Origin of the sequence: Phyllobacterium zundukense (assembly GCF_002764115.1) — a bacterium.
Classification (GTDB): Bacteria; Pseudomonadota; Alphaproteobacteria; order Rhizobiales; family Rhizobiaceae; genus Phyllobacterium; species Phyllobacterium zundukense.
On record NZ_CP017940.1, the window covers coordinates 3,701,844 to 3,719,789 of the forward strand.

20 protein-coding genes are annotated in these 17,946 nt (G+C 57.1%); 8 read left to right on the forward strand and 12 right to left on the reverse strand.

Annotation, left to right across the window (positions count from 1 at the left end):
• Nucleotides 1–48 precede the first annotated feature (48 nt).
• From BLM14_RS18515 to BLM14_RS18540, 7 genes are all read left to right on the forward strand, one after another.
• Nucleotides 49–1,161 (forward strand): efflux RND transporter periplasmic adaptor subunit, encoded by a 1,113-nt coding sequence (locus BLM14_RS18515; RefSeq protein ID WP_100000731.1) that lies wholly within the window; start codon nucleotides 49–51, stop codon nucleotides 1,159–1,161.
• Nucleotides 1,161–4,271, forward strand: coding sequence for an efflux RND transporter permease subunit (locus BLM14_RS18520; RefSeq protein ID WP_100000732.1), 3,111 nt, complete (start codon nucleotides 1,161–1,163; stop codon nucleotides 4,269–4,271). The genes BLM14_RS18515 and BLM14_RS18520 overlap by 1 nt, the downstream gene beginning before the upstream one ends.
• Nucleotides 4,272–4,278: 7 nt before the next feature.
• Nucleotides 4,279–4,476 (forward strand): hypothetical protein, encoded by a 198-nt coding sequence (locus tag BLM14_RS18525; protein WP_335672069.1) that lies wholly within the window; start codon nucleotides 4,279–4,281, stop codon nucleotides 4,474–4,476.
• An 83-nt stretch (nucleotides 4,477–4,559) separates the two neighbouring features.
• The gene (locus BLM14_RS18530) at nucleotides 4,560–5,393 is read left to right on the forward strand and encodes an SDR family NAD(P)-dependent oxidoreductase (protein WP_100000733.1); all 834 of its coding nucleotides are present in this window, start codon (nucleotides 4,560–4,562) and stop codon (nucleotides 5,391–5,393) included.
• A gap of 203 nt (nucleotides 5,394–5,596) precedes the next feature.
• Nucleotides 5,597–5,899, forward strand: coding sequence for a transposase (locus tag BLM14_RS31870; RefSeq protein ID WP_237143568.1), 303 nt, complete (start codon nucleotides 5,597–5,599; stop codon nucleotides 5,897–5,899).
• On the forward strand, nucleotides 5,821–6,240 hold the full coding sequence (locus BLM14_RS31875; RefSeq protein WP_237143569.1) for an IS5 family transposase: 420 nt from the start codon (nucleotides 5,821–5,823) through the stop codon (nucleotides 6,238–6,240). The genes BLM14_RS31870 and BLM14_RS31875 overlap by 79 nt, the downstream gene beginning before the upstream one ends.
• A 220-nt stretch (nucleotides 6,241–6,460) precedes the next feature.
• Complete coding sequence (locus BLM14_RS18540) at nucleotides 6,461–7,696, forward strand: flavin-containing monooxygenase (RefSeq protein ID WP_100001495.1); 1,236 nt, start codon at nucleotides 6,461–6,463, stop codon at nucleotides 7,694–7,696.
• Nucleotides 7,697–7,854: 158 nt separating this feature from the next.
• On the opposite strand, the gene BLM14_RS18545 is transcribed toward BLM14_RS18540, so the two are convergent.
• Nucleotides 7,855–8,043: a hypothetical protein gene (locus BLM14_RS18545; protein WP_100000734.1), complete on the reverse strand. Its 189-nt coding sequence runs from the start codon at nucleotides 8,041–8,043 to the stop codon at nucleotides 7,855–7,857.
• A gap of 377 nt (nucleotides 8,044–8,420) precedes the next feature.
• Here BLM14_RS18545 and BLM14_RS18550 point away from each other — a divergent pair, with 377 nt between their 5' ends.
• Complete coding sequence (locus tag BLM14_RS18550) at nucleotides 8,421–8,888, forward strand: nuclear transport factor 2 family protein (RefSeq protein ID WP_237143406.1); 468 nt, start codon at nucleotides 8,421–8,423, stop codon at nucleotides 8,886–8,888.
• A gap of 162 nt (nucleotides 8,889–9,050) precedes the next feature.
• Here BLM14_RS18550 and BLM14_RS18555 read toward each other — a convergent pair whose 3' ends face one another.
• The 11 genes from BLM14_RS18555 to BLM14_RS18600 form a co-directional block, all read right to left on the reverse strand.
• Nucleotides 9,051–9,617: a hypothetical protein gene (locus tag BLM14_RS18555; RefSeq protein WP_100000735.1), complete on the reverse strand. Its 567-nt coding sequence runs from the start codon at nucleotides 9,615–9,617 to the stop codon at nucleotides 9,051–9,053.
• Nucleotides 9,618–10,435: 818 nt separating this feature from the next.
• Nucleotides 10,436–11,152, reverse strand: a complete 717-nt coding sequence (locus BLM14_RS18560; protein ID WP_100000736.1) for a helix-turn-helix transcriptional regulator — start codon at nucleotides 11,150–11,152, stop codon at nucleotides 10,436–10,438.
• Nucleotides 11,153–11,196: 44 nt separating this feature from the next.
• Entirely contained in the window at nucleotides 11,197–12,129 is a 933-nt protein-coding gene (locus BLM14_RS18565; RefSeq protein WP_100000737.1) for an NAD(P)-dependent alcohol dehydrogenase, read from the reverse strand.
• Nucleotides 12,130–12,169: 40 nt separating this feature from the next.
• Nucleotides 12,170–12,544, reverse strand: coding sequence for a Rossmann-fold NAD(P)-binding domain-containing protein (locus tag BLM14_RS31880; RefSeq protein WP_237143407.1), 375 nt, complete (start codon nucleotides 12,542–12,544; stop codon nucleotides 12,170–12,172).
• A complete protein-coding gene (locus tag BLM14_RS31885; RefSeq protein ID WP_237143408.1) occupies nucleotides 12,471–12,998 on the reverse strand; it encodes an NAD(P)H-binding protein in 528 nt (175 codons plus the stop codon). Before BLM14_RS31885 ends, BLM14_RS31880 begins: the two co-directional genes overlap by 74 nt.
• Nucleotides 12,999–13,043: 45 nt before the next feature.
• A complete protein-coding gene (locus BLM14_RS18575; RefSeq protein WP_064245432.1) occupies nucleotides 13,044–13,400 on the reverse strand; it encodes a nuclear transport factor 2-like protein in 357 nt (118 codons plus the stop codon).
• A 609-nt stretch (nucleotides 13,401–14,009) separates the two neighbouring features.
• Nucleotides 14,010–14,444 carry a hypothetical protein gene (locus BLM14_RS31890; RefSeq protein ID WP_237143409.1) on the reverse strand — a complete coding sequence of 145 codons (435 nt, stop codon included), beginning with the start codon at nucleotides 14,442–14,444 and terminating at the stop codon, nucleotides 14,010–14,012.
• A 3-nt stretch (nucleotides 14,445–14,447) separates the two neighbouring features.
• Nucleotides 14,448–14,723, reverse strand: coding sequence for a hypothetical protein (locus tag BLM14_RS18585; RefSeq protein ID WP_133123934.1), 276 nt, complete (start codon nucleotides 14,721–14,723; stop codon nucleotides 14,448–14,450).
• Between the two features lie 90 nt (nucleotides 14,724–14,813).
• A complete protein-coding gene (locus tag BLM14_RS18590) occupies nucleotides 14,814–15,287 on the reverse strand; it encodes a histidine kinase (protein WP_100000739.1) in 474 nt (157 codons plus the stop codon).
• Nucleotides 15,288–15,334: 47 nt separating this feature from the next.
• Nucleotides 15,335–16,159, reverse strand: a complete 825-nt coding sequence (gene ppk2, locus BLM14_RS18595) for a polyphosphate kinase 2 (protein WP_100000740.1) — start codon at nucleotides 16,157–16,159, stop codon at nucleotides 15,335–15,337.
• The gene (locus BLM14_RS18600) at nucleotides 16,143–17,906 is read right to left on the reverse strand and encodes a SulP family inorganic anion transporter (RefSeq protein WP_100000741.1); all 1,764 of its coding nucleotides are present in this window, start codon (nucleotides 17,904–17,906) and stop codon (nucleotides 16,143–16,145) included. Before BLM14_RS18600 ends, ppk2 begins: the two co-directional genes overlap by 17 nt.
• Nucleotides 17,907–17,946 lie beyond the last annotated feature (40 nt).

Below are 17,946 nucleotides of genomic sequence, written 5' to 3' on the forward strand. Positions count from 1 at the left end.
GATCGCAATCTAATTTGTGCAGATCGCTCGTCAAGTAGAGAATGTAAAATGAAACGCAAATACGTCCTGACTTTTGTGGGTCTCCTGGGAGTGGCGGCAGCCGCTGCCTTTTTCCTGGTGTCCGAAACCACTGAACGGAAAGCCGAAGCCGCAGATCCGAGGACGGTTGCACCGCTCGTAAGGGTGGCCGAGGCGAAAAAGACTGGAACGGCGGAACGGTCGTTTACCGGAAATGTCGCTTCGCGAGTACAGAGCAATCTCGGGTTCCGGGTTCCGGGCAAGATCGTCCAGCGGATGGTCGATGTGGGTCAGCAGGTGAGACAAGGCCAGGCCCTGATGCGCATCGATGAAACCGATCTCCAACTCGCGCTGACAGCGAAGCGCAATACGGTCATCGCAACGCGGGCTGTCCTGATCCAGGTACAAGCAGATGAGAAACGCTATGCGGCGCTGGTGAAGAATGGATTGGCTGCCACCCCACAGCGATATGAACAGGCGAAAGCGGCCCTCGACACGGCTTCGGCCCAGCTTGCCGCGGCTGAGGCTGACGCCAAGGTCGCAGAAAATGCGGCCACCTATACGGTTCTTCTTGCAGATTCGGATGGAACAGTCGTCGAGACGCTTGGAGACCCCGGACAGGTCGTGGCAGCGGGCCAGACGGTCGTTCAACTCGCGCAGGCTGGTCCTCGTGAAGCCGTTGTTTGGCTCCCTGAGACTTTGCGGCCCGATATAGGATCCGAAGCGCTGGCAAGTGTCTACGGAGGCGGCGGTCTCAGCGGAAAGGCCCGCTTGCGACAGATCTCCGATGCCGCCGATCGGCAAACCCGTACTTACGAGGCGCGCTATGTTCTCGATGGGGCCGCCGCCTCTGCCCCGCTCGGTTCGACGGTGACGATTAAAATCCTCGACGCGCACAGGCAGTCGGAGGTCGCTGTTCCGGTAGGTTCCATCCTGGACGACGGTAGCCGGACAGGTGTTTGGGTTGTCAACGGTGCCACTTCCACCGTGAAGTTCACGCCAGTCGAAATTAAACGGATCAGCGAGGAGACGGCATTTATCACCGGTATTGGCATTGGTCAGAAGGTTGTCGCTCTGGGCGCACATCTTCTGGAAAATGGCGCAGCCGTCAGATTTGCCTCGCAGCAAGAGGTAACCAAATAATGAGTTTCAATCTCTCAGCTCTCGCGGTTCGCGAACGCGCCGTTACCTTATTCTTTATCGTTCTGTTGGCGGCTGCAGGCGTCTACGCCTTCGTCAAGCTGGGACGCGCCGAGGATCCTTCTTTCACCATCAAGACCCTGACGGTCACTTCAGTCTGGCCGGGCGCCACTGCGCGTGAAATGCAGGATCTTGTCGCTGAGCCACTTGAGAAGCGCATCCAGGAACTCACCTGGTATGATCGTGTCGAAACGATAACGCGGCCTGGCTACGCCTTCCTCACCGTGACTTTGAAGGATAGCATGCCACCGGCCGCCGTCGACGAAGAGTTCTATCAGGCTCGCAAGAAGCTTAGCGACGAAGCCCGAAATCTCCCTCCAGGCGTCATTGGTCCCTTCGTCAACGATGAATATTCCGATGTGAGCTTCGGTCTTTATGCACTGAAGGCGAAGGGGATGCCGATGCGCGACCTCGTGCGACAGGCGGAGGTCATCCGTCAGGATCTCCTGCACGTTCCGGGTGTCAAGAAAATCAATATCCTCGGAGAGCGCCCCGAACAGATCTTCGTCGAATTTTCCTATGCCAAGCTCGCGACACTTGGAATATCGGCAACCGATATCGCCGCGGCTTTGCAGAGACAGAATACAGTCACGCCCGCCGGCTCCATCGATACGCGTGGGCCACAGGTCTTTATCCGTTTCGACGGAGCCTATAACAGCGTGCAGGCGATTGCCGATACGCCGATCGTAGCGGCTGGACGCACTCTAAAACTTTCCGACTTGGCGGATATTCGGCGCGGGTATGAAGATCCGGCGACCTACGTCATCCGCCATGAGGGCGAGCCCACAATCATGCTGGGTGCCGTAATGCAACAGGGCTGGAATGGTCTTGATCTCGGCAAGGCGCTTGAAGCGCGATCCGCCGCGATCGCGCAGACACTTCCGCTGGGCATGACGCTCACCAAAGTCAGCGATCAGGCCGTTAATATCGACGAGGCGGTCAGCGAATTCATGCTCAAGTTCGAAATGGCGCTTGGTGTAGTACTGTTCGTGAGCTTGGTTGCCCTCGGCTGGCGCGTCGGCATCGTTGTCGCGCTTGCCGTACCGCTGACGCTCGCTGTCGTTTTCCTCATCATGCTGGAAACCGGCCGATTCTTCGATCGTATCACACTCGGCGCGTTGATCCTTGCGCTGGGCCTCCTCGTGGACGATGCCATCATTGCCATTGAGGTGATGGTGGTGAAGATGGAGGAGGGCATGGACCGCATCAAGGCGGCTGCTTATGCCTGGAGCCATACGGCAGCGCCGATGCTGTCCGGCACCCTCGTCACAATCATTGGGCTGATGCCCGTGGGCTTTGCAAGATCGACTGCAGGTGAATATGCCGGCAACATTTTCTGGGTCGTGGGCTTCGCACTGATCGTTTCGTGGTTTGTTGCAGTGATCTTTACCCCGTACCTCGGCGTCAAGTTGCTGCCTGACATCAAGCCGGTCGAAGGTGGACATCATGCCATCTATGATACGCCGAGCTATCGTCGCCTGCGCTCCCTCATCGAGTTCGCGGTTCGCCATAAATTCATGGTATGCGCCGTGGTCGGCATCACGATGGCTGTCTCGGTCTTGGGGATGGGAGGTGTAAAGCAGCAGTTCTTCCCGACATCGGATCGGCCTGAAGTGCTGGTCGAAGTTCGCATGCCCGAAGGCACAAGTATCGAGACCACAACAGTCGCAGTGGAGAAAGTCGAGGGCTGGCTGCAAACTCAGCCCGAAGCAAAAATCGTCACCAGCTATGTAGGGCAGGGTGCGCCCCGCTTCTTCTTTGCCATGGCACCTGAATTGCCCGACCCTGCCTTCGCCAAGGTCGTCGTGCTCACCCCCGATGCTCACGCACGCGAGGCTTTGAAGCACCGCCTACGAGCCGCCGTTTCGGACGGGCTTGTTCCTGAGGCATCCGTGCGCGTAACGCAGCTTGTCTTTGGGCCCTACACGCCGTTTCCGGTCGAGTTTCGGGTCATGGGACCGGATCCGGATGAACTTTACAAAATCTCCGAGCAGGCTCTTGCTATCATGAAAAGTGTTCCAGATGTCCGACAGGCCAACCGGGATTGGGGTAACCGAACTCCGGTGCTGCGGTTTGTCCCGGACCAGGATCGGCTAAATCTGATCGGTCTCTCGCCCTCTGAGGCAGCTCAGCAGATGCAGTTGCTGCTTAGCGGCATCCCTGTCACCCAGGTGCGCGACAACATCCGCAACGTCCCCGTTGTCGCACGTAGCGCAGGTGACAACCGGCTTGATCCTTCAAGGCTGGGCGATTTCTCGCTAATGAGCAGGGATGGCCGACAGGTCCCCCTTGATCAGATCGGCCATTCCGAGATCCAATTTGAGGAGCCGATCCTGAAACGCCGCGACCGCACCCCTGTGATCACGATACGCTCTGACATCAACGAGGCGACACAACCCCCAGAGGTCTCACAGCAGGTCATGAAGGCCCTTCAGCCACTGATCGCATCGCTTCCCGTCGGGTACCGCATCGAAATGGGCGGCAACATCGAGGAATCCCTCAAGGCCAATGTCGCACTCGTCAAGATATTCCCGGCCATGATTGCAGCGATGTTGATCGTCATCATCCTCCAGGTTCGCAGCCTGTCAACGATGACGATGGTCATGTTGACTGCGCCACTCGGACTTGCCGGGGTGGTCCCGACGTTGCTTCTCTTCAATCAGCCTTTCGGCTTCAACGCCATTCTCGGATTGATAGGATTGGCAGGTATCCTCATGCGCAACACGTTGATCTTGACAGAACAAATCAAGGAAAATCAAGCTGCCGGTCTCGATGACTATCACGCCGTTATTGAAGCGACGGTGCAGCGGACGCGCCCTGTCATCCTGACTGCACTGGCTGCCATTCTCGCCTTCATACCCTTAACTCATTCGGTGTTCTGGGGCTCGATGGCCTATACGTTGATTGGCGGAACGGCTGCAGGCACCGTCATGATCCTGCTCTTCCTTCCAGCTCTGTACGCGGTGTGGTTCCGGATCAAGCCAACGAAAGATGACCACCACGGAGAGGTGATTGAAGACCTGAATCCGCCGACGGCACTGGCTGCAGAGTAGGGGCATCATGCATGTCGCGCAGGACGATTTGCCTTTCGGCGGCGTCGGCGCAAGCGGCATAGGTGCTTATCACGGCGTGGAAGGCTTCAGGCGTTTGCGCCATGCCAAAGGCGTCTATGAGCAGCGTCGATGGAATATTGTCAAACTGCTCCGCCCGCCATTCGGAAAGCTGGCCGAACGCATTCTGAATGTCGTGCTGCGGTGAAACGCTCGAATATCTTCACTCGCCATCAACCCCTAAGGCGATCCAGCATCGGGGTAAGGTCCAGTTAATTGACAGGAAAACAAATGCAACACACTGCCGATACGGGAACACAAATCTCCGTTGTTGAAAAGTTAGATGGCACCCCCGTAAAACGTGCCCTGATCACAGGCGCATCAAGCGGCCTTGGCCTCGAATTTGCTGAACTGCTGGCGGCACAGAAGGTCAATCTCGTGCTCGCAGCCCGGCGACAGGAGCCAATGGAAAAGCTCGCCGATGCACTTCGCCGGAAACATGGCGTCGATATCGTTGTCGAGCCAATCGATCTTGCCGCTCCTGGGGCTGCTGCCTGTTTAAAAAGCAGCTTGGACGAAAGGTCGCTACAGATCGACATCCTGGTGAACAATGCCGGGTACGGGTTGCACGGCGCATTTCTGGAAACGCCGCTCGAGCGCACCACCGACATGATTCAGCTCAACATCACGGCGCTCACCGAGCTTAGCTATGTTTTCGGGCGTGACATGGCAGCCCGGGGATCCGGCCAGATCCTTCTTATTGCGAGTCTCTTGGCGTTCCAGCCCGTTCCCACCTTTGCTGCGTACGCGGCGACGAAGTCTTATGTGCTGGCCTTTGGAGAAGCCCTGCATGACGAACTTCGTCCGCAAGGTGTGGTCGTCACCAGTCTTTGCCCAGGGCACACCGAAACGGGTTTCGATGCAGCGGCCGGCGCTCCTGTCTCGCCCATGCTGCGCCTTTTGACAATGAAGCCCCGTCCAGTCGCTGAAAGCGGTCTGAGAGCGTTATCACAAGGGAAAGCGTCCGTGATCGCCGGGTTCATGAACAACGTCGTTGCGTTTTCAAATCGCCTGACGCCGCGTTCGATGCAGCGAGCCACCATGAAAAGAATTCTCGGGCCATAGAATTGGTATCGGTTGCCGCCCCTCACACTGCCGGTATCCGGGCCGCTCCAGCGAAATTGGTGGGGCAGGTGAAACGCTCTTGCGTTGTATGCAAATATTCCGGATTTCTCCCAGGATCCTTGCTGCACCAAGAACGACAGTTTCAAGCCTTTCCATTATCCCGCGGTTTTCCGCGAGTAGATGACCGTAAGATCATAAGTGGCATGATCTTCGTCATTCGCGACGGATTGCGCTGGCGCGACGCGCCAAAGGAATACGGTCCTCACAAGACGATTTACAATCACTTCATCCGCTGGAGTAGGCTCGGTATCTTCAGTCGAATCTTGGCCGAACACACGGCCAGATGCGGCAAACGGGAACAATTGATGATCGATGCTACCCATTTAAAAGCACATCGCACGGCAGCGAGCCTGCTAAAAAAGGGGATATTCCCCCGACGTATCGGGCGGACCAAAGGTGGTGTGAATTCCTACACGCGGTTTGCGACAGCCGGGGCCGACCTTTGATCATGTTGCTGAGCGAAGGGCAGATGAGCGATTGCAGAGGGGCCGCTCTCATGCTCAAAGCCTTACCGAAGGCCAAAGCAATGCTTGCAGATAAGGGATACGACGCCGACTGGTTTCGAAAGGCGCTGGCTGATCGCAGAATCACCGCCTGCATTCCGTCAAAGGCCAACAGAAAGGTCCAAATCCCGCATGATGCTGTGCTTTACAAGCAACGCCACAAAATCGAAAACATGTTCGGAAAACTTAAAGACTGGCGTCGCATTCACACTCGATACGACCGCTGCGCCCACACGTTCTTCTCAAGCATATGCATAGCGGCGGCCGTCATCTTCTGGCTCTGATTAGTGAGTCCTGACCCTAGATAGCAACCGCCACCAAAGTTACTTGTGACACTGCGGACAATCATGAATGTCCGCTTCGCGCCAATTCCAGTCGTTGACAGCAGGTGCAACAAATGGCCGGATTCGACCTGTTGCGGGCATTCAGCGGTTCATGAACGTTGTCACATTGCCAAAATGCAACGAGCTTGCCAGAATAGAGTTGACAACAGGGTGGGGTCACATGAGCGGAATTCTGGACGCCGCTGTCATAGGGGCAGGTTACGCCGGACTTGGCGTTAGCTACTTCCTGCAACGGCACGGCGTAACGCATGAGGTGCTCGAACGCTCCCGGATCGGCGAGACGTGGCGCACGCAGCGATGGGATTCGTTTCAACTGAATACACCGAACGCGCGTTCCATGCTGCCCGGAGACTCCTACGATGGATCGGACCCCTGGGGTGCCTTCACGCAGCATGAATTCGTCGCCTATCTGGAAGACTACGCCAAGCGGAATCGCTTGCCGGTGAGCACCGACACTCCGGTGAAGGAACTGACGAGGGAGAACGGTGCCTATCGTTTGACGACAGCCCGCGGCACGTTCAGGGCACGCAATTTAATAATCGCGATTGGCGATCTGAATTGCCCGGTGCGCCCGCCATGGTCCGCCAACCTGCCGTCAGCCCTTCGGCAGATCGATTGCTCGGCATATCGCAATGCGGCCGAACTCGATGATGGGGGCGTTTTGGTGGTCGGCAGCGGCCAATCAGGCGTTCAGATCGCCGAGGATCTGGCTTGGGCCGGGCGTTCCGTCTTTCTGGCGACCAGCCGCACCGGCCGCTTGGTGCGGCGCTACCGCGGTGGCGATACCTTCAATTGGCTCACAATATCTGGCTTTCTTGACGTGCGCCGGAAGGAAGTCATGCTGCCGTCTGGCAAAGTGCCGCCGCGCGCCGTGCTCGGCGCAACCCATACGATCAGCCTGCAGTCGCTTAGCGCTCAAGGAGTCGTATTGCTCGGCCGGTTCCGAGGTGTCGAGAACGGCCACCTCATGTTTGGCGATGAATTGGACGAGCATCTTCGCTTTGCCGACGAAGCCTCCGCGAACGTCAAGCGCTTTCTTGATCAATACATCGAACGCACTGGACTCGATGCACCGGTGGCAGAGGATGATCCGGCCGAGACGGTTGAGCCGCGGCGCCCAAGTCCGCCGATCCGTTCGATCGATTGGGCGGCGAGCAACATCACGTCGGTGATTTGGTGCACCGGCTTCGTAGGCGACTTCCGGTGGATCCAGCTCCCGGGCGTCCTCGATGAGGCAGGCCAGCCCATTCACGAGGATGGCTTGGGCGTCCTTCCAGGCCTCTATTTTGCCGGCCTCGATTTCGGATCGACGCGGAAATCGGGGACAATACCGGCAATCGCCGACGAGGCGGCCCGCCTCGTAGACCATCTCATCAAAAGGCGAGTCGACTTGTAGAGACGCCTGCAGTTGAGTTCGAGCCGAGACAGATCAAGCCCGCGGCTTAAGACCTCCATAAATGTCCCCTTTGCGCCGCCATTCCCGGATGATCTGAGTTGCAGCAACTCGCGGTTTTACCGACCGCATCCTATGGGTCACATTCCTTGGAGCTCGAGCTATTCCGCTTCCTGTTGCGGCAGTTCCTTCTCGACTGATTGGGCATCAGAAGGAATGGGTGTCTGGTCTTTCGAAACACTTGCTGTTGTCATCTCTTTGTCAACAGAGGCGGTATGTCCGGAACAGTCGGCCGAGGCGGCCGACACGGTAAAACCGAAAGCAGCGGCAAGTATGAGAATTGTTCTCATCGTCCAACTCCTAGATTTTGTGATGCACAGCCAGCCTAACCGCTAATCCCATTTCGGCAAAATCACAGTTTTGTTGGCGGTGTTCAGTCGGGGCTGCAAAGCGTTGACGAGATAGACTGAGGCCGCCACACTGATTGATATCTTCGGACGCATGACGCCAGTTGAGTTCGAGCCGAGACAACTCACCCCTGCGGCATAAGACCGACGCAATGCCCGCTTCGCGCCGCCAATAGCGGTAATTCAACGCACAAAACCTTGTAATCTGGATGGAGAAAAATACGAGCACATCCGTACGCGGAAGTCCTGATCAAAGAGTTCGACGGTCGTGTGAGCCAATCGCGCCCTGGCGCAGCCATTGCTGACTAGATAAGATACGATTGGTCACCGATTTCAATGTTTGCAACGGCCGCCAGTGCAGCAATTTTGCTGAGGGGGAGGGAACGATGATGAACAAGCAAGAAGTGACGGCGCTGTTTGCCCATTTGGAACAAGGTGATGGTGAGAAATTTTTCGAGCAGGTCGCGGACGATGTTGACTGGACGGTCGAGGGGACGCATCCGCTTGCCGGTCACTATAACTCAAAGCAAGACTTTTTGGCTGGGACGTTTACCAAACTCGGCAGGGTCCTACCCGAAGGCACGCAGCTCACCGTGAAGAATGTGCTGATGGACGGCGATTGGGCTATCGTCGAGTTGCGATCAATGGCCAGGGCACAAAATGGCATGCGGTTCGACAATCGCTACTGTTGGGTCTGCCGCTTCGCCGGTAACCGGATCGTGGAAGTGCGAGCCTATCTGGACAGTTGGCTTGTTGGCGAATTCTTCCGCCAAAACCCCATCGACTAGCATGTTGGTTGCGTGGGTACGCAGCGCTAGCTGTCTGGCGGACCTAGGAACAGGGAATACTCGCCGAGTGCAGGGGAAGAGCTTCACGGGTTCTCGACCGGTCACGGCACCCCGACCGCTGCCCCATCAGCGGTCGGTCCGTCGCTGGTATAGCGTTTCCTGTCATTTGATTTCCCAGGTCGTGTTATGCGGGATGTCCATCGCAGTGTAGCCTCCGGGACCAGACAGTGCCGGCATGGCTATGCAAGCAAATGGCTCGCTACCAGTAATTCCCGCGTACTTGCCGGTGCCGCCGGTGATGATATGGGTGCCACAACCCATATCTGGCTGCGACTTGTCAACGTCGCGAGTATCAAAGGTCGAGAAAATCTTGTCACCGTCGTTATCGGCCAGCACGCAGGCGCCGTCGATATATTTCTTGTCGCCCGACGCAACGCTCAGCGCTGTGCAATGGGCTGACATCTTGTCGAACATCTTCTCTCCCTTCATGTTTTCGGTGGTGCCGACCGCCTCCAGCGCAGTGGCCGTACCGAGGTCGGCAATGTCAATGTTCATCAAAGGCCGAAAAATGAAGTGCGTCACGTAGGGCGTGGTCCCCTTCTTTTCGATCGGCTGCCCGAGAACGATTCCGGGGGCAAAGGCCATGAGAACGCCGGAGAGAAGTGCCGCTTTGACCAGTGTCGTCGCCGCGGCGGGTGCACCGATTATGATCAGGTTTATGGGTTTCATTGGTTCCTCCCTTGTCTGCGGATGCGGGGCGCCCAATTGATTGAGAACTGGGGTTTAACCCCAGCGCCGGACTTGACGCCCCGTGATCTCGTGCTGAATGGAGGAGGGGCAGCTCGCGGATGTTTCAATCCAGTTGAGCGCGACATATCCTACGCAAACTAAGGTAATCCGATTTAAAGGTTCTGTCGCGAAATTTCGTGAGGCGATGGAAGCTCCAGCGGGTGATAGTCGGATCATGCGCCAGTAGTCGAATTACTCAGCCCGGGCCGGATTGGGGTCGAAGGCGTTGTCGCGCGCGACCTTTCGCTTGCGTCGAAATTGGCGGTCTCGAACTCAGGGTTTCTTTGGGACCGACCGCGAGCTACGCAGGTTGGCGTGGACATGCTTTCAGCTTGAGTTTTTCACCAAGGCGCAGGGCAACAGAGGGCGGTCACGTTCGTTCGTGGCAGCGAGGTAGACGTCAATCGCCCGCCCGACCCCATTCTAAATCCAATGGCAGTCGCGCCCGCGCTGCTAGTAGCGCATACCAAGCTGGATTGCCAACAATCAATCAAAATGAATGTCCGCTTTGCGCCAGAAGCGGCCATTGTGCACAGTCATCTCGCCGGCCAAATGGGGCCGAAAGCAGCATGTCCGCTTTCGAAACACAGTTGTCTGAAGCGGACATTCGGCAAACGACCCAATATCGGTCGCTGACTGGCTTCTTGCCGGTCCGCATAAGCTGACGCCTTTTCAACGCTAAGGTGCGATGCAGCGCGCGCCAGCGCGCGATTTTTTCCCACCTCGATCCAACGTTGCTCCTTGCGAAAGGCCACATGCTAGCCGACCGGTTTAGCGACGCTTGGCGATCTTGCGGCTTCCTCGGCTACTTGCGCTCGCCACCGCTTGGCGAGGTCACGTCGCCGACCCGGATAGCGCTGTTCAAGGAGTTCAGCGCGCTCGATCCGATCCGCTCGGAACGTCCGAAAATCCTCCCGAAGCTCGCACCAGCCGGCCACGAAGCGCTTCGACTCGATGAAGCCCAATATGATCGGCCAGATGACACGCAACGTCTCGTTGCCCTTTGGATCGCGATAGCCAATCTGAAGCTTGAACTGTTCGCGCATGGCCTGACGGACGATCCGCAGATCTACGGCCGGTGTCTCGGGCCTGTTGCGGCCGACATGAAAAGCGTTGTCGGTCAGTAGGTGCCGCAATTCTGTTGGCAGCACCGCACCAATCTTCGCGATCGCGTTCTGGGCGGCGAAGGCCAGGCCGTCGTCCGTCTGGCGACCGACCCACTGCGCACCGAGCGTCAGCGCGTGAAGCTCTTCCTGGGAGAACATGAGCGGCGGAAGCAGAAAGCCAGGCTTCAGCACGTAGCCAAAGCCTGGTTCTCCCTCGATATCTGCTCCCATCGCCTGAAGGGTGGCGATGTCGCGATAGATGGTTCGCAAGGAAACGCCGGCCTCACGCGCAAGATCAATGCCCGGCACAGGACCATTGTGCCGGCGCAACATCTGCATCAGATCGAAAAGCCGATTGCTCTTGGACATGAGACTATTCTACCAGCCAATGACAAATTTTGGCAGGGGCTTGCTCAAGGCATCGACACGACAGCTTTGCCGTTCAGTTTGCGCCCCTGTTCGAGGGCGGTGACCAGCGCGATTGTATCCTTGAGCGGAACGGTCTCGGCGATCGGGAGCCGAAGCGCCCCCTCGCCTGCCGCGCGGGCAAGGCCGTCCAGGATGTCCGCCCTCGCGGTGCAGACGATTGGCTTGAGCCTTCGGTTGAAGATCGCGCGAATAAACTTGCCCAGCGTCGGATTGATGTCCAGATACACCCCACCCTTGCGGAGCAAGCCGAGCCCTGTCGCGACCGTCATGGTTCCGGCGGTGTCATACACGACGTCGAACCTCTCGTTGATCTTGGAGACATCGGTCGTTCGGTAGTCGTAAATGCGGGACAGCCCCATCTCCTGGGCACGTTGCATCTGCTGCGCACCGCAGCTTCCCGAGACCTTAGCCCCAAGCATCCGCGCGATCTGGACGGCGGATTCGCCGACCCCGCCGGTGCAGCCGTTGATGAAGACCTGAGCGCCTGCCTGCAGGTGCGCCTTGTCAACGAGACCATTCCACGCCGTTATTCCAGGGGTTCCGAGGCACGCAGCTTCCTCGAAGGACACAGAGGCCGGCTTCCTGGCAAGAAAGGTCTCTGGCGCCATCACAGCCTCGCCTAGCGCGCCACCATCCTTGATTTGGGCGGACCCGAACACGGTGTCACCCACCTGGAAGCGGGTAACGCCTGGACCAACCGAAATCACCGTGCCCGAAAAGTCGCTGCCAAAGGCGCGAGGAAACTTTTTCCCAGTCACCATCTTCAGGTGACCGTTGAGTACTTTCCAGTCGATTGGATTGATGGCGGCGAAATTGACCTTCACGGCAACCTCGCCCTTGCCCGGCGAGCGAAGCTCGAAATCCTCGAGCTTCATAGTCTCCGGGCCGCCATATTGATGATACTGAATCCGCTTCATAGCAGGCCGTTCCTTTTTAGTGTGGCGGCGACGACATCGATCAGCGGCGTGCTCGACCGTCCCAGAAAACGCGGCAAGTCAGTGCTGTCGGTGTACCAGTCGCCGTCGTAGCGAAGCCCGCGTCAGCAATGATTTCAGCTAGAAAACGCGGGAGGCCGCTTCCCGTGAGCGCCTGAACGTAAGCCCCAACAGGCAAATCCTGGTACACGAGCGGCTTGCCTGTGAGTTGTGAAACTGCTGCGGCCAGATCGGCTTTCGTCCATACCGTCCCGCCCAGCTCGTACACTTTTCCGGCTTGATCCTTGCTTGTCACCGCGACGGCAGCCGCTTCGGCCAGATCATCACGGCTCGCACCGGAAATCTTCCCCGTGCCCGCCGATCCGATAAGCGTGCCGGTGCTCAGGGCATAATCCATGCCGCCCAGATCGCCGGCGTAGACCTCGATATAGGCCCCGTTGCGCAGCATCAGGTAGGGCAGGCCGGAATCGCGGATGAAGGCCTCTGTCAGCCTTGTGCGCTTCGCCGAGTCGCAGCGTGCTGGTGTCGGTGTTGACGAAGCTCGCATAGGCGACGAGTCCGACGCCGGCGTCGATCGCAGCTTCGACCGCACGTACCATCTGCGGATATCGCTCGGCGAAGTCGGCGGACGGGATCAGCAGAAGCTTGTCGGCGCCGGCAAAGGCGGCCTTCAGGGTTTCGGGCCTGTCGTAATCCGCCTCGCTGACCTGAACGCCCTTGGCGGCCAGGTCAGCCGCCTTCGCCGGGTTGCGCACGGCGGCAACGATCTCGTTGGCCGGAACGCCGCGACCGAGCAAGGCATCCACGACGAGCCGCCCGTAGCGGCCCGTCGCAGCAGTAATGGTAATCATGGGGTACTCTCCTTCAAAGGTGTAGTTCAGCGCGGATGGACCAGTTCACTGAGCCCCGAACACACTCTTGTCGAAGAGCGCCTTGATCCCTGTGATCTTCCCGTTCTCGACCGTGAAGTACTTCGCGGAGAGGACGCTGGGGACGGGATGGGTGTGGGTGTAGTACATGAGGAGCGCCGTCTTCTCGTCGCCGAACGCGGCAACCATCGTTGCTCCTTTGAGCATGCCGGCGAACTCAGATTCCGATTTGTGCAGTGCGGCGCCGCCTTCGATGGGGCCGAATGGAGTTTCAGAGACCACGTTGTCTGCGACGACTTTCATGGCCGTCGCATGGTCGAGATTCTTCCAAGCGTTGTGATAGGCCAAAGCGACCTGGAGTGCGGGGCTAGTGTTATTGCTCATCGTGTTTCTCCTTTGTTGAGTGGATGAAACACATATAGCGCAGGGCAGTGACAGATTTTGTCAGCATGATGCGAGCCGACGGGGCATCGCCTAAACTTCCCGGCAAGCAGCTGGGCGATACAGGTCATAGCCGACCTTGACAAGGAGGCCCTCTTTACACATGCGGTCCTGTAGCAGGGAGGGACGTCGATGGCCGTTAGATCGCGCGTCCGTACATGCCGCGCTCATTGCCCAAGGCGACGGCTAGGTCCCTCAGCGACGTCTTTGGACCACCCCGCAATGCGTGTCCTAGCTCAATGACCGCAGCTTTCGAAGAAGATCAAGCAGGCTGCTTGGTCGAGCCGTCGGCGTGCGCCCGAGAGGTGCCATACTCGTTGATCGCTGGAGCGAGGCTGGCGATGCGTCCAGATCGGATGCGCCTACAACATATTTATGTGTCGGCCGGGCCGGCGCTTTCTGACTGCGTTCCAGCCGTTTGAATTGAATGCGCATGGCCGCGACCACTTAGCTGAACGAACGACGGCTTTCGGGCGTAGCTCGCAATCAACTGAACACCTTCTTCGAGGCGCAAAACGGACATTCAATGAGTATCGGCAACTCTCCCATCACTTAGGTGCACCCCCTGTTGAGCAAAAATTTTTCCACGGATGTGAGTGCGCTACCGGAATATTCCTGCGGATTGAGATCGGCTATCAAATCGGCAAACACAAAATTTGCGTTTGGGCTGTCAATGTATTCCTGAAGAAGTGTGCAATTCTTGTTTTCGTTTGCAACACGCAGGGCGATAGCTTGAACGAACCCGATGCAAAAACCGTGGTTCAGCTCAACTTTCCTGTCTCTGCACATGGCCTGAAGTTTGGCGAAGGTCGGCTCTTCTGCCAACGCAAGGTTACCGAAGCCCGCGCTAAGGACGAGGGTCAAGGCAGTGATTATCCGAATGAGCAGGCTTCTTGTGGAAATTATTTCCACCGATAACCCAACCAAGCAAACCATTAGATTCGAGCTTTCCCTCTTACTGGTTTTCTCAAGCGCAACGGTCAGCATTTTCTACCTCCCGGCTTCTGGGCAAATATCGTTCACTGCCTGTAATATCGCTCCGATCGCACTGTTTGGAAGTGTTCCGGGGTGACGTCGAATGAATGTGGTCACTTTGGTATAGAGGGCATCGGACATGAATTTTCCGTCGAGCAGACACTTCCGGATTTCTTCACGACGTTTGGCAAAATTGTCGTTAACTGGTATGCCAACTTGATATTCGATGGCTCCGAAAATGTATCCTGTCGCAAAGCGCTTTTCCGCGGCCAAGAGGTCTGCTGCGGTCATTGCACTCGCCGGCGACGCGATGAAGAAGACTATCAATAGCGTCCATACCCGCATAGCGCGCTCCTTCCACAAGTTTGTCGGGTGCCAAACTCAAACGTGATCGGAACCCCAGTTCAGGAAGAAGCCGACGTCGCCGGGCATTCCGCCAGGGAAACTAATGATCATTGCCTTGAGCTTGAAACCCTGCGGCTTGGCAAGTTTTTGATAGCGATCATAAAACTCCTTTGCCTTGCCTTGCAGCGTTTCCGGCCAGTCCTTGTCGCCGCTGTTTATTGCGCGACCGCTGTCCGAGCAAAGGTCCGATGAAAAGCTATAGACCATAGCCTCGAATTTCCCCGCCTCGACAGCGTTCGCCACACGTCGGCGAACCGCCAAAACGTCCGCTTCGCTGACATGATTCTTGAGAAAATCTTCTGCGAAGTCGGCAGCCTTACTCTCTTGAATTTTCTTTGCTTTCTCTTTCTTTTCATCTTCCTCCCTCGCACGCCGAATGACTTCCTTGCGTATTTCCTCTGCGCTTGGGGGCATCGCGTTCAAATCCAGGCCTTCTTTCTTCTCTGGCATCTGCTTGATCCTTCTCTTGGACTATTTACGTTTGGCAAGTATCTCCTTTAAGACACGTCAGGAACCACGTTTGGGGTAATCTCCGAAGCAACATAGTCGGCGGGCCGCTTTTGCCGCTTGCCGAGGTCCGGCTCGTCAAACTTCACTCGTTCGTAAGGGATCGACTTGAGGATGTGCGAAATACAGTTGATGCGCGCTCGCTCTTTGTCGTCGGACGGAACAATCCACCAGGGCGCATTGGGACTGTCGGTCATCCTAAGCATCTCGTCGTAAGCGCGTGAATAGTCCCACCAGCGTTGATACGATGTGACATCCATTGGACTGAGTTTCCACTGGCGCAAGGGGTCGTCGATGCGACGGCGAAATCGGCGCTCCTGCTCATCCTCACTGACGGTAAGGAAATACTTCAGCAATATGATGCCGCTTTCAACGATCGCTGCCTCAAAGCGGGGGGCGACCTCAAGAAAGCGTCGCGCTTTCTTTTCGGAACAGAATCCCATGACCCGCTCAACGCCTGCGCGGTTGTACCAGCTCCTGTCGAAGATCACGATCTCGCCTGCAGCGGGCATATATTGAATGTAGCGCTGGATGAATATCTGCGATTTCTCTCGGTCACTTGGCGAAGGAAGGGCAACAACACGGAACACGCGCGGGCTCACCCGCTCTGTGATCCGCTTAATCATGCCGCCTTTTCCAGCTGCATCACGGCCTTCGAATATGATTACTACGCGAGTTCCCGATTTCTTCACCCACGCCTGCAAATGCGCCAGCTCGATCTGAAGCTTTTTCATTTGCTTATTATAGCGGTCCTTGCCGAGCTTCTCGTACTCGACATGATCCTCTTCTCGCAATGTATCATTGTTTTTGTTCATCATATCCTCCCTCTGGTGTCTGCACTTGAAGTTCTGCCGACGTTGCTGTCGCCCGCTGGCAAAGTCCATTCTGTTCGGCACCAAAGCCGCGTATCGCATCCTCGACATCTTCGAAAACATACTGAGCGCCAATGCGCTCAATCACGCCGCTCCGTTCGAGAATGGTTTTCACCTCCGCGTGCAACTCGGCAATGCTTAGGGTCATCCCGTCCGCTGCAAGGTCCACTCTAATATCATCGAGCATGGCTACGGCAGTGCTGTCGATCTGGGCAATGGCACTTGCGTCAATAACGAACCAGCGGGTTCCGGCAGGTAAACTTGCGGCAATGGTTTGTATGCGCTCCCGAACGTAGTCGGCATTGAAAAACAAGAGGCTGCCCTGGATCATATAGAGGGCGAAACCTGGGATTGGGCGGGCATCAGGAAAGCGGTGCAGTTTATAAAGGCCGTCATGACCATTAATGCGGCCGAGTAGCGCGTCGCGCGGATACATCATCTGGCGCACCAGGTGGATCAGCGTGGCGGCGATAGCAACGACGACCCCGGCAAGCACACCGAAGCTTATGGCTCCCCACATTGTGATAAGCGCAAAAATGAACTCGGCGCGGCTGATGCGCCAGATGTGCCTCAACTCTGCAATATCGATTAGGCTGATGGCCGCTGCTAAAAGAACAGCACCAAGTGCAGGGATGGGGAGAATCCGCAGCGCTTCATTAAAGTAAAGTAGCGTAGCTATCAGAGCTGCAGCCGAGACAAGCCCGACCACCTGAGATTTTCCACCTGCCGATAAACAGATCGCCGTCCGAGAGTCCGACGCGCTGATCGGAAATGCACCAAAGAGGCCAGCGGCAATGTTGCCGGCACCCAGCCCGATCAATTCCTGATTGGCGTCGACATGTTCACCAGATCGTGCTGCGAAACTGCGGGCCGCGACAATGCCTGATCCAAGACTCACCAGAAAGACGGCTGCTGCGCCGAGCACGATTTGATCCAGTGGAAGTCCGGCTGCAGAGGGTATCGAAAGGGATGGCAGCGCAAAGGGGATGTCGCCGACAACGGCGATGCCCATCTGCCGGAAATTGAGAAGGACCGAAAGGATGGCCGAAACCACGACAACAATGACTGGACCTGGAATGGGCAGGCGCGAAGCTCTGACACCCTGCAAAAGAATGAACATGGACAACCCAAGCAGAAGCGAAGGCCAATGGATGGTCGCGCTCTTGTTGATGAGTTCCAGGAATGGCGCTACGAGCCCCTCCGATTGAATCGCCACCCCCGTCAGGCGGCTAATCTGTCCAACGATAATCGATACGGAAACGCCGGCGAAGAAACCAACAAGAATAGGTCGCGAAAGGAAGGTTGCCACTACGCCGAGACGCAACAGGCGCGCCGCCAGGCATATTCCCCCGACAACGAGGGCTATTAGAGATGCGATCGTGGTCCGGTCCACCAATGCGTCCGCTGGCAGGGACGCCATGATCGATGCTACGGCCGCTGCCAGCACGGTCATGGTCGCAGCGTCGGGGCCAACAATAAGAATCCGTGAAGGGCCGAACAAGGCATAGGCTATTGGAGCCGCTATGCTTGCATAGAGGCCAGTCTCCAGAGGCAGGCCCGCAATCGCCGGGTAGGCGATGGCACTTGGCAATCCAACTGCGGCCACGGCAAGCCCGGCCGAAATATCATTCGGCAGCCAACTGGCTCGATATCCCCTCAGGCTCCTGAAAACGGGGATAGACAAGGTCATGGCTTGGACCTCTGGCTTGTGGCGACTATCATTTGTCCGT